Source organism: Brevibacterium samyangense, from assembly GCF_039529845.1.
GTDB lineage: Bacteria > Actinomycetota > Actinomycetes > Actinomycetales > Brevibacteriaceae > Brevibacterium > Brevibacterium samyangense.
The window spans coordinates 114,563-126,214 of the sequence record NZ_BAAANO010000013.1; the positions used below are offsets into that span (position 1 = coordinate 114,563).

Sequence of the window (11,652 nt, forward strand, 5' to 3'; positions counted from 1 at the left end):
TCGTCCCAGGGGTCGTGGCCCAGTGGGCTGGATTCGCGCCTTCGGCCGGCGGGTCGGGTTTGCCGTTCCAACGGTTTGCTCTCCCGGGACCTGTGCGAACCCGTGCCGGGAGAGTGAACTGCTTCTTTTGTCTGCGCGTCAGGTGGATCGGCCGAGTCGCGAACCGGCCGGCAGGGGCGTGCGGCCTGTGCGCGTCCGGTCTCAGGACGTGCGGTGGGTGAGCGTCCGCACGTAGAAGTCGAGGAGCTCGACGTCGTCGGCGTGGAGGTCCGCGCGCGTGCGGAGATCCTCGAGTGCTCCCCGGGCCTCGTGCATCCGTGTCTCGATCGCGTCCTCGAACGCGGCGACGGCACCACTGTCGCGCATGAGCGCCGCCATCCGATCGACCTCGGCGTCCTCGAGGTCCGCGGCCCCGAGGCGGGCGGAGAACCACGCGGCGTCGTCGTCGCGCCCGGCCTCCGCGAGTGCCGTGAGCGTCATGCCGACGAGGACGGTCTTCTTGCCCTGCCGCAGGTCGTCGCCCGCTGGCTTGCCGGTGACGGCGGGATCGCCGAAGACCCCGAGTTCGTCGTCGCGCATCTGGAACGCGCGACCGAGCGGCAGGCCGAACGCGGAGAGCGCCTCGAGCAGTCCGCCGTCCGCGCCGCCGATCGCCGCACCGAGGAGCAGGGGCTGTTCGACCGAGTACTTCGCGGACTTGAAGGTGAGGACCTCCTCGGCCCGTGCCGCGATGTCCGCCGCAGGCACGGGAGCCGCCTGCAGACGGATGTCGAGGTACTGCCCGACCATGACGTCCCGGCGGAAGTCGTCGTGGCGCCGCACCACCTCGGGAGCGAGGAGCCCCGGCAGCCCGGCGGCGGTGTACATCTCCTCGCTCAGGGACAGGCAGAGGTCCCCGGCGATGATGCCGGCACCGGTGCCGAAGAGGACCGGATCGCCCTCCCACACATCCGTCCGATGCCCGTCGCGGAACGCCGCGTGTACCGCGGGACGGCCACGGCGGGTGTCCGAGTCGTCGATGATGTCGTCGTGGACGAGGGCGGCGGCGTGGAGGAGTTCGACGGACCCGGCGATGCGTGCGAGCGCCTCGGGATCCGCCGGGGTCCGGGAGGCGATCTCGAATCCCCACCACGTGACGAGTGCGCGGATGCGCTTGCCGCGGGCCGTGAACGCCCGGAGCGGATCGATGAGTTCTGCCGCGACCGGGGAGATCTCCTGCAGTCGTGCGGCCGTGGCGTCGAGATCGGCGGCGAGGACATCGTCGACGGCACCGATGATCCGATCACGGGTGCTGAGGCGACCGGAACCGCTGAGGCGTCCCGTCACGGAACGACCACGCCACCGACGGTCGCGAGGTGGTTGCCCTCGGTCTCCGGATCACCGGAGACGGACACGGAGACGGTCTGGCCGTCGTCGGCCTTGTGGAAGGCGCGCGAGGCGACCCCGCCGGCCCACGAGGTGTCACCGACGGCGCTGAACCCCTTGCCCTCGAGGGACGTCGTGTAGAAATCGATGATCTCGTCGGGGCCCGCGGCGACGGAGAACACGAGGCTCGCATTCACCATGCCGGCAGGGACGTTCGCGGCCGGAGCCGAGGCCTCCGGAGCGGGTGCGGCCGAGCCACTCGGATCCGCAGCGGGGGCGGAGGAGTCGCTCACCGAGGAACGGACGATCGTGCTGTCCGGGTACTGCTCGATCGTCGCCGGGAAGTCCGGGACGAGAGCGCCGTGCGTGGTGGAGACGCCGGGCACCTCGGCGGCTGCGGGGGAGGCCTCCGCGCTCGCGCCCGTGGACGCCGAGGAGGAGGGGCTCGCGGTACCGGAATCCCCGGTACCGGAGGTGCATGCGGCGAGGACCGTGGCACCGGCGAGGAGAAGCGTGCCGGCGGTGAGGCCACGACGCAGAGCGGAAGCGGTTATCATGCCTTCCACAGTACCGGCGGCCGTGAGATGAGTCGAAAAATGAGTCGCAAGCAACTCGCCCGCTCGGGCGGTGATCTCCACGCCCTCGGCACCGACGACACCGGGTGCACGATCCTCCATCTCGACATGGATTCCTTCTTCGTGTCGGTCGAGCTGCTCACCCGTCCCGAACTCCGCGGCACCCCCGTCATCGTCGGCGGCCGAGGCGGTCGCGGGGTCGTCGTGTCCGCCTCCTACGAAGCCCGCGAGTACGGCGTCCACGCCGCGATGCCGATGGCACGGGCGGTCACCCTGTGTCCGCAGGCGACCGTCATCCCACCCTCCCGCGGTCAGTACTCCGCGTACTCCCGGCGGGTGTTCGGCCTCATCGCCGAGGTCACCGAGGACTTCGCGAAGGTGAGCGTCGACGAAGGATACATCGACGTCGCCTCCGCGGTGCGGCGCCTCGGGAGCCCGGCGACGATCGCCGCCGGGCTGCGGGAACGGATCCGCCGGGAGACCGGCCTCGTCGCCTCCGTGGGGGTCGCGAACACGCTCGTCGTGGCGAAGCTCGCCTCGACCCGGGCGAAGCCGGACGGGCTCCTCGTCGTCCCCGTCGCACGGGTCGACGACTTCCTCCGGCCCATGCCCGTCGAGGCGCTGCCCGGCGTCGGGGCGAAGACCCAGTCGACCCTCGCGAGGTACGGGATCAGGACGATCGCGGATCTCGCGGACGCGGACGAGGACTGGGTGTCGCGGACGCTCGGTGCCTGGGGCCGCTCCCTGTGGAACCACGCGCACGGGCGCGACTCCCGCACGGTGCACATGCATGCGAAGGACCACTCGGTGAGCGCCGAGCACACCTTCGGGCACGACGTGCGCGACCTCGGGAAGCTCGAACTCGAACTGCTGCGCCTCGCCGACACCGTCGCCTACCGACTCCGGAAGGAGGGCAAGGCCGCCGGGGGAGTGGGCCTCAAGTACCGCCTCGCGGACTTCACGACGTACTCGCGCTCGGTCACGTTGCCGGCGCCCACGGACGTCGCACGCGAACTCCAGGAGGCCCTGCTGCCGGCGCTCCGGACCCTCTACGACTCCCACAGTGCGGCGGTGCGGCTCCTCGGTCTGCGGGCGGCGGACCTCGTCGACTTCGAGGCGAGCGGCCGGCAGGCGACGCTCGACGAACCCGAACGGTCACCCCGTGAGGCCGAACTGGCCCTCGACGCGGTCCGCGACCGGTTCGGCCGGGCGGCGATCGGTTCGGCGTCCCTGCTGCGCGGGCCCGACCCCGACGGGGGACACGGCACGGGGACTGCGCCGGGGCAGAAGCGCCTCGGCGGGGAGCGTGGACTCGACCACTGACGGCCGGTCGGTGTGCCGCACGCGCCTCCGGGTGACCCGGACCCCACCCGCAGTGTGTCGTCCCTGTGCAAATCCGGCGAACGTGATGAATTCGCCACATTCGGGATGCGGGCGGGTCGAGCTGCCGACTATCATTGATATGCACTGTCCGTGCCGTGTTCTCGCTCCATCGCGCACGTACACACCGTGTACGTCGTCGAGGAACGAGCACTCTCAAGCTCTTCAGCTCAACAAGGGGGATCGGGATGCCGCTTTCTGATCACGAACAGCAACTGCTCGACGAACTCGAGAAGCAGCTGCGCAGCGAGGACCCCCGCTTCGCCCAGAACATCTCCCAGCCGCGTCCCACTGCGGCAGGCGGTTCCGTCTCGGCCAAGCGGTTCGTCGGGGGTGTCCTCGGCGTCATCGCCGGCGTCGCCGTCGCCATCGGTTCCATCTGGATCATCGGGATGCCCTGGGGCGTCATCGGGGGTGTTCTCGGCTTCGCGATCATGGTCGGTGCCGGTTTCTGGGCGATGTCCGGTGATCGTGGTTCCGCATCCGAGGGTGCGGGCCCGAACGCCTCGAAGGACGGCGGTCGTGGAACCCCGGGTCGCGGCCCCTCGTCGCCGTCGGGCTCCGCTCCCAAGCAGGGGCCCGGTTTCATGGACCGGATGGAGGACCGCTGGGAGCGTCGCCGCCGCGGCGAGTGACCCGGTCCCCGCACAGCGCAGCAGCGCTGAACACAGCGCGCGAAATACAGGAGCGCTGAATACGACGAACCCCCGGAGCAGAGACGCTCCGGGGGTTCGGTGTGTTCGGGGGTTCGTTGTCTTCGTCGGTGTCGTTCGTTCCGGGGACCGCACCGGTGGGGACAGCGGTTTCGTACCCGGAGGGCGGGGACGTTCTGGAGGTGGGCGTACTTCTCGGGTGCTGAGTGCTGAGTTCCGAGGACCGAGTGTTCGGTGCTGAGGTCACGATTCCCTGCGGTTTCCTCGTCGAGATCGCGATTGAATGCTGGGTCCCACGATTCTCCAGCATCCAATCGCGATCTCGACGGGGCCGGTCTCAGAGAATCGAGCACTCGGCCCGCGCAGCGACAGGCACAACGACAGGGAGTCGAGCCCTCACCCCCGACGCAGGGTGAACACGCTCGCGGGGAACAGACGGTTGCGCAGGCGCCGACCCATCGGTTCGTCCTCCGACCACGCCGCGTGGAGAGCATCGAGCGCCGACACCGTCCGCTCGCGGTCGAGCATGGGCATTCCCGAACCCGGTGCATAGCGCACCTGCTCCACCGCCGAGGCGAGAGCCCGCAAGCCGTCCACGTCACCAGGAATGTCACCGCGGATGTCCCCATCGCCGGCGTCACCGCGGAGCGTGTCCCCACCGACCGAGTCCGTGGGCCCGACTTCGGTGCGCCCGACCGCGCTGCTGCCACCGGCGCCGCTCCCGATGACCCCTGCGAGCGCTTCGCCGTGGTCGTGCACCGTGACGGCGGGATCGAGCGGGTGTCCGTGGTCGAGGGCGAGGGCCCGGACCTCCTCCCACACGCGTTCGGGGTCGAGCGGGTCCGCGAGCCGGCGCCGACGGGCGGCTGCCCGCAGCACCGACGGGATCGCTCCGAGCACCACGATCCCCGCGAGGACCGCGAGCGTGACCCACACCCAGCCCGGGACGGGGAAACTCCCGGAGTCCTCCTCTCCAGCAGCCGCCTGGGAGGGCGGGGCGGTGCTCGGTTCCGGTGCCGCCGACTCGCTCGGTGCGGGTGCCTCGGACTCGGTCGGCTCCGGGCTCTCGGTGGGTTCCGGCGCCTCGGAGGCGTCCTCGAGGGTCCACGGCGGCGGCGTGCCCGCCGGGCCGCCGGGAGTGGGTTCGAAGCGGACCCAGCCGGCGCCCTCGAACCACAGTTCCGGCCACGCGTGCGCCTGATCGAGGCGGACCTCGTACGTGCCGTCCTCGGTCGGGGTGCCGGGGGTGAACCCGATGGCGACGCGACTCGGGATGCCGAGCGTCCGGGCCATGAGGGCCATGCTCCCGGAGAACTGGACGCAGTAACCGCGTTTCGTCTCGAGGAAGTCGGCGACCGCGGAGACGGAGGCGCTGTCCGGGGCATCGAGCGTGTACTCGAACTCGTCGCTCTGGAAGTAGTCCTGCAGGGCGACCGCTGCCTCCCAGGTGTTCGCGGACCCCGCCGTCACCTCCTCGGCCGTGGCCTGCACGACCTCGGGGGTCCCGGAGGGCACCTCGAGCTCCTCGGCGAACGCGGAGGCGTCGGGGGCAGGCGCCTCGGCGAGGGTGCGGGCGTCGGGTTCGACCGACAGGTAGTCGACGCCGTACTGCTGGCCCGCGGTGATCTCCCCATTTCCGACGACCGTGAGCGTGCGCGGGTCGTAGATCCACCGACGGGTGAGACCGTCGACGGACTGCGGGGCGTAGGGGGCCGGCAGGTACTGCTGGTCGAGGGACGCCACCGACACCTGTGCCGAACGCTGTGTCCGCGTGACCCCGCCGTTCAGTCCGGTCGGATACGGCAGGCCGTCGACGGCGACCGCGAAGGGGTCGAGATCGAAGGGGGCGGGCGCCCACACCTCGCCGTCGAACACCGACGCCGAGGTCAGACGCATCGGTGGGGCGAGCGGATCGTCGCTCGTGTACGAGAACACGACCTCGTCGGAATCGCTCTCGAGGTCCTCCCGCAGGTCGAGGAACGGATTCACGACCGTGAGATCGCTCTGCTGCTGCGCGACCGGTTCGGGAGCCGGAGTGATCTGCGGCAGGGCGAGCGGCACGACCACCCCGAGGACGAGGGCGAGGAGCCCGGCGGCCGAGGCGGTGAGCGGCACGCGGAGGTGGGTCCGCCCGAGGTGCGGCGAGAGCATGAGGAGCAGGAACGCAGCGGCGATGCACACGAAGTGCCACCACTTCAACTGCGCGGGTGCGATGGTCACGGGAATGACGTAGACGAGCAGGAGGAGGATGCCGGCGGCCTTCGGCGTCCTCAGGTCCGTCACGAGGCCGTCGACGAGCAGCGTGATGAGCGCGAAACCGGCGACGAGAAGAGCCCTGAACCCGGGCGTGGACTCCGCCGGCGCGACGGTGGCCCACACGTCGTCGAGGCCCTGTCCGAGGAGATCCACCTCCGCCCCGAGCGAGGCGGGCGTCGGCAGGAACCCGAGGGCCAGGGTGTCCGGCACGCACAGGACGAGGGTCGCGTACACCGCGACGAGCGCCTGGGGGATCACCGTGACACCGAGGTTGCGGACCACGGGGATCGACCGGAGGACTGCACCACTGCCGGCGACCGCGAGCACGACGAACGCGACCTGGAGCAACCACACCGAGTCGGAGAACACCGCGGAGAGGCTGAGTGCCGTGAGAACCATCGCCACGCACACGAGCAGGGCGCTCCCGAGCAGCGGACCGCCCGGCGATGTCCCTCCGGCGGTGCTATGCGAGGTACCTCCCGCGGCAGGGGAGTCGGGGGTCATCGGGAGCTCCTTCCGGTACGACCTGCACCGCCGGGACGGGTGTCGTGGGTCCAGTCCTCGGGCAGACCGGGAGGTCCGCCGAACACGGTGTCCGCGAGTTCGTCCGTGAGCGGTGCCTCCTCGGCGACGAGGACGCGGACCTCGGCGGGCCTGCGGAAGGCGGCGCGCGCCTCGTCCGCGGCCTGACGGGTCACCGCGACGACGACGGGTTCGGCGACGGCCGCGAACCGCGCGAGGACCTCGGGTTCCGGGCCGGTGCCCGGCACGAGCCGGGCAGTGCGCAGCCGGAGGCGTTCCTCGCCCGAGGCGCCCGTGAGCAGCACCGGGCCGTCACCGTCGATCCACTGGACGTCGTACCCGGCATTCATGCGCGCGACCGCGATCGAGGCGGCTCCGCGGACTGCGAGTTCCGTCGCCGGATCCGGGTGCCCGGGGGATTCCTCCGTGGCACCCCGGGTGTCGAGGACGAGGACCGCACGCGGGTTCTCCTCCGTGAACTCGGCCCGGACCCGGAGTTCGCCCGCCCGGGCGCTCGACTTCCAGTGGACGTGGCGCAGGTCGTCGCCGGGGACGTACTCGCGGGTGCGGAAGTCCCTGTCGGTGGTGCCACGGGTGTCCCGGGGCCGCGCGGAGTCCTCGTGGGCGGAGCCACCGGGGCGGCTCGGGGTGACGGCGGCGATCGGAGCACCGACCGCGACCTCGACCGACCGGCCGATCGTCCGGCTCACGGAGACGAGTCCGAAGGGACCGTCGACATCGGCACGGACCGCCTCGAGGCCCGACAGCCGACGGCGGGTCGGGCGGAACGCGGCCTCGACCGTGATGGACGCGCCGCGTGCGAGCCCGGGGACCGGAGCGGACTTCTCGTCGTCGAACCCGGGCCGCGGTTCGAGGCGCACGGCGAAGGGGCCGAGGGGGACGGGGGACCGGTTCGTGAGCACGGTGTGGAGCACGACCTCGTCGAAGGCGTGCACCACGGGGATCCCGTCGACGCGGCGCGCACCGACGTGGACCCGGACATCGAGCCGGGAGACGGTGACGAGCGCCGTCAGGAGACTCACGAGGACGAGCGCACCGAGGAGGATCCCGGCCGGCAGCAGGCCCGGCAGGGAGAACCGGTACGCGGCGACGACGAGGGTCGCTCCGACGAGGAGGAAGAGGACGCCGGAGGTGCGGATCCTGACCCGACGGGCGACGCTTCTGGGCTGGACCGCCGACACGGCGCTCACCGCACGGGGGTGCGTGCGAGGACTCCGCGGACGATCTCCGTGGCGATCCCGGCATCGTCGCCGTCCCGCGCGATGATGCGGTGCGAGAGCACGTCGACGGCGAGGGCCTGGACGTCGTCGGGAGTGACGAACGACCGTCCCTCGAGGACTGCGAGGGCCTTCGCCGCGCGGAGCAACTGGACGCCGCCGCGCGGGGAGACCCCGAGCGTCACCGCGGGATCCGTCCGGGTCGCGGTGACGAGGTCGACGACGTAGTCGCGCAGGTCCTGGCTCGCCGCGATGTGCCGGACGACCTCCCGGGCGTGGGTGACCTCCTCGGGGTTCGTGACCGCGCCGAGGGACGCGAGCGGGTCGTGGTCGACGTGGTGATCGAGCATCGCGGACTCCGCGGCGGCGTCCGGGTATCCCATCGAGACCCGGGCGAGGAAGCGATCGCGCTGGGCCTCCGGCAGGGAGTACGTGCCCTCCATGTCGATCGGGTTCTGCGTGGCGACGACGAGGAACGGTGCGGGCATGAGGTACGTGGTGCCGTCGATGCTCGCCTGGTTCTCCGCCATGCACTCGAGCATCGCGGACTGGGTCTTGGGGGAGGCGCGATTGATCTCGTCGGCGATGACGACGTTCGCGAACACCGGTCCCGCCCGGAACTCGAACTCGCGGGTCCGCGGGTCGAGCACGTTCACGCCGAGGACGTCCGCGGGGAGGAGGTCCGGGGTGAACTGGATACGACGCACGCTGCCGTTGACGACCCGACCGAGCGACTTCGCGAGGAGCGTCTTCCCGACCCCCGGCACGTCCTCGAGGAGGAGGTGGCCGCCGGCGAGCAGCGTGATGACGGCGGTCCGGACGACGGACGCCTTGCCTTCGAGGACGGCGTTCATCGCCGTTTCCATCTGCGCGGCGATCCCGCGGACGTGAGCGACCTGGGTCTCATCGGGGGCGGAAGCAGGAGTCATTCCTCCATTCTCCCGTATCGGTCCCGTCCGGGCCAATGAAAGGGCCGTGGAAAGCGCGGACGAACCGGCCGAGGACGCGCCGATGACAGCGCCGCCGAGGCGACCCTCCACATCCCTCCCCACTCTCCTCCCGGCCCCTCCCCACATCCCTCCCCGCTGCCTTGCCCGGTCGGTCCCCACTTTCCTCCCCACTTCGCCTCACCGGGACCCTCCACTTCGCTCCCCACGGCGTGCCGCAGGCGCACGGACGGCCCGGGATCCCCGTGATTCCGCGGATCCGAGGCGGTGTCGCCGGGTGTGTCCCGGCGCGGCGGTGGCGCCTCCACTCCACCTCCGGAGAGCGACGGGAACACGCGCGTCCCGAAAATCCCCCACTTTCCACCACTGCTCTCACCTGGGAAAACAAGGTGCTTGAGCGCTGGTGCCACGGAAACGGCCGTAATTGTGGGGGAAAGTGGAGTACAGTGGTGGCCATCGGAGCCGATTGGGGTTTCGAAAGGGGTGAGACGGCGATGTTCTTGGGCACGCACATGCAGCGGCTCGATGACAAGGGCCGGCTCATCCTGCCTGCGAAGTTCCGGGAGGAGCTCGCGGAGGGTCTCGTGATCACGCGCGGCCAGGAACACTGCCTCACCCTGTTCCCGGCCCGTGAGTTCCAGTCCATCCACGAGCAGATGCGCTCGGCGCCCTTGACCAGCAAGGACGCCCGTGACTACCTGCGCGTCTTCCTCTCCGGCGCCTCGGACGAGCAACCGGACAAGCAGGGGCGGTTCACGGTTCCGCAGCTCCTGCGCAAGTACGCCGGCCTCGACCGGGACGTCGCTGTCATCGGCATGGGCAACCGTGTCGAGATCTGGGACTCCTCCACCTGGGAGCAGTACCTGGAGCAGACCGAGCAGGGCTTTGCAGACCGTGCGGACGAAGTGATTCCGGGAGTCATCTGACGCCCGGTCCAGATCTCCGTCCGTCGTGGAGGGTTTCGGGGCACTTCCCCGGTTCCGAAGCCACACGTCCTGACGCACTTCCCCGGTGGCAGGGCACCGACGGACGGGGTTCTGGATCTGGCACCAGCGGTCCGGAACACCCGCACGCGAGCAGCGGTACGGCAGGTGCGGTCCGGCAGCCGTGCGGACGCCAACGACGAGGAGGAGCCCAGCGATGTCGGAATACGCACACGTCCCCGTCCTCCTCGACCGCTGCGTCGAACTCCTCGGGGTCGGCATCGAGGCCGCACGGGAACAGGGGCGGCGGCCGGTGGTCGTCGACTGCACGCTCGGCATGGGCGGGCACAGCGAGGGCGTCCTCGAGGCCTTCGACGACGTCCTCCTCATCGGCATCGACCGCGATCCGGACGCGATCGCCCTCGCGAGCGAGCGCCTCGACCGCTTCGGTGACCGCTTCGTCGCGGCCCACACGACCGACGACGAACTCCTCACGGTGCTCGCGGAGAACGGTGTGCCCGACCACGGACTCTCCGGTGCGCTCTTCGACCTCGGCGTGTCCTCGCTCCAGCTCGACGAGGACGAACGCGGATTCTCCTACTCCCGTCCCGCACCTCTCGACATGCGGATGAACCGTGAGGACCCGCTCACGGCGGCCGTCGTCCTCAACACCTACTCCGAGGACGACCTCACTCGGATCATCTCCGAGTACGGCGAGGAACGCTTCGCCCGGAAGATCGCCCGGATCGTCGTGGCCGACCGCGCCGAGCGTCCGTGGGAGACGTCGGACCAGCTCGCCGCGATGCTCCAGCGGGTGATCCCGGAGCAGAAGAACGCCCGCAAACGGTCCCACCCCGCCAAACGCACCTTCCAGGCGCTCCGGATCGAGGTGAACCGCGAACTCGACATCCTGCGCACCGCACTGCCGGACGCACTCACGGCGCTCCACCTCGGCGGGGTCGTGGTCGTCGAGTCCTATCAGTCCCTCGAGGACACGATCGTCAAACGCGTCTTCAAGGACGGGACATCGGTGAAGGCACCCCCGGGGCTGCCGGTCGTCCCCGAGCACCTGCAGCCGTGGTTGAAGGAGATCGTCCGCGGCGCGGAGAAGGCCGACGCGGACGAGATCGCCCACAACGCGCGCGCCGCGAGCGTCCGCCTGCGCGCGGTACAGAGGGTCCGGGAGGAGCAGGAATGAGCGACAACACCGCACGCGTCCCGACGCTTCCGGCACCCCGCGCCCTGCCGCTCGGGGCGGGGGAGAGCCGTCGGCTCCGCCTCCTCGTCCCCGACATCGCCCGCCGCTCGGTCCCGTTCTCCGTCGTGTGCATCGGCATGCTCGTGCTCGGGCTCGTCGGGGTTCTCCTCCTCAACATCCTCATCTCGCACTCCTCCTACCGTGCCGAGGAACTCACGGCGACGCAGCAGGAGCTGCACGCCGAACGCGAACGCCTCGAGGAGGACATCTCCTACAAGGAGAGTCCGCAGAACATCGCGGCTGCGGCCGAGGCGCAGGGGATGGAGCGCGACAACTCACCGCAGTACATCCGGCTGTCCGACGGGAAGATCGTCGATATCGGCGAGGTCCCCGGTCGCACGAAGGTCGACAACGGATCCGTACCGGGACCGCGCGCCGATACCCGGGAAGCCGTCCGCCCCAATCTACGATCGTCGGAGGTGCTGCCGGCGGTCGGCGGATCGAGCGATCCGCTGCCGGCACCGGCACAGCGCGCACCGAACTGACGCGCACCGAACCGACGCACGCACCGAGCGCGTGCCCGACCGACCGACGG

General features: G+C 70.7%; 10 protein-coding genes. 5 read left to right on the forward strand and 5 right to left on the reverse strand.

What is annotated here, in order from left to right; genetic code table 11:
- Positions 1 to 201: 201 nt before the first annotated feature.
- Together ABD172_RS07310 and ABD172_RS07315 are read right to left on the reverse strand one after the other, a co-directional pair.
- The gene (locus tag ABD172_RS07310; protein WP_344308318.1) at positions 202 to 1,326 is read right to left on the reverse strand and encodes a polyprenyl synthetase family protein; all 1,125 of its coding nucleotides are present in this window, start codon (positions 1,324 to 1,326) and stop codon (positions 202 to 204) included.
- Positions 1,323 to 1,922 (reverse strand): hypothetical protein, encoded by a 600-nt coding sequence (locus ABD172_RS07315; protein WP_344308320.1) that lies wholly within the window; start codon positions 1,920 to 1,922, stop codon positions 1,323 to 1,325. Before ABD172_RS07315 ends, ABD172_RS07310 begins: the two co-directional genes overlap by 4 nt.
- 39 nt (positions 1,923 to 1,961) lie before the next feature.
- Here ABD172_RS07315 and dinB point away from each other — a divergent pair, with 39 nt between their 5' ends.
- Both dinB and ABD172_RS07325 read left to right on the forward strand, forming a co-directional pair.
- Positions 1,962 to 3,263 carry a DNA polymerase IV gene (gene dinB / locus ABD172_RS07320; protein ID WP_344308322.1) on the forward strand — a complete coding sequence of 434 codons (1,302 nt, stop codon included), beginning with the start codon at positions 1,962 to 1,964 and terminating at the stop codon, positions 3,261 to 3,263.
- A 245-nt stretch (positions 3,264 to 3,508) separates the two neighbouring features.
- Positions 3,509 to 3,955 carry a DUF3040 domain-containing protein gene (locus ABD172_RS07325; RefSeq protein ID WP_344308324.1) on the forward strand — a complete coding sequence of 149 codons (447 nt, stop codon included), beginning with the start codon at positions 3,509 to 3,511 and terminating at the stop codon, positions 3,953 to 3,955.
- A 414-nt stretch (positions 3,956 to 4,369) separates the two neighbouring features.
- Here the strand turns inward: ABD172_RS07325 and ABD172_RS07330 are convergent, their stop codons facing one another.
- From ABD172_RS07330 to ABD172_RS07340, 3 genes are read right to left on the reverse strand one after another with little or no spacing between them, the layout of a single operon-like run.
- Positions 4,370 to 6,733: a transglutaminase TgpA family protein gene (locus tag ABD172_RS07330; RefSeq protein WP_344308326.1), complete on the reverse strand. Its 2,364-nt coding sequence runs from the start codon at positions 6,731 to 6,733 to the stop codon at positions 4,370 to 4,372.
- Positions 6,730 to 7,953, reverse strand: a complete 1,224-nt coding sequence (locus tag ABD172_RS07335) for a DUF58 domain-containing protein (RefSeq protein WP_344308328.1) — start codon at positions 7,951 to 7,953, stop codon at positions 6,730 to 6,732. Before ABD172_RS07335 ends, ABD172_RS07330 begins: the two co-directional genes overlap by 4 nt.
- 5 nt (positions 7,954 to 7,958) lie before the next feature.
- Positions 7,959 to 8,918, reverse strand: a complete 960-nt coding sequence (locus tag ABD172_RS07340) for an AAA family ATPase (RefSeq protein ID WP_344308330.1) — start codon at positions 8,916 to 8,918, stop codon at positions 7,959 to 7,961.
- 512 nt (positions 8,919 to 9,430) lie between these two features.
- Here ABD172_RS07340 and mraZ point away from each other — a divergent pair.
- From mraZ to ftsL, 3 genes are all read left to right on the forward strand, one after another.
- On the forward strand, positions 9,431 to 9,862 hold the full coding sequence (mraZ, locus tag ABD172_RS07345; RefSeq protein ID WP_344308332.1) for a division/cell wall cluster transcriptional repressor MraZ: 432 nt from the start codon (positions 9,431 to 9,433) through the stop codon (positions 9,860 to 9,862).
- Between the two features lie 214 nt (positions 9,863 to 10,076).
- Positions 10,077 to 11,057: a 16S rRNA (cytosine(1402)-N(4))-methyltransferase RsmH gene (rsmH, locus tag ABD172_RS07350; protein WP_344308334.1), complete on the forward strand. Its 981-nt coding sequence runs from the start codon at positions 10,077 to 10,079 to the stop codon at positions 11,055 to 11,057.
- Positions 11,054 to 11,602, forward strand: coding sequence for a cell division protein FtsL (ftsL, locus tag ABD172_RS07355; RefSeq protein ID WP_344308336.1), 549 nt, complete (start codon positions 11,054 to 11,056; stop codon positions 11,600 to 11,602). The genes rsmH and ftsL overlap by 4 nt, the downstream gene beginning before the upstream one ends.
- Positions 11,603 to 11,652: the final 50 nt, after the last annotated feature.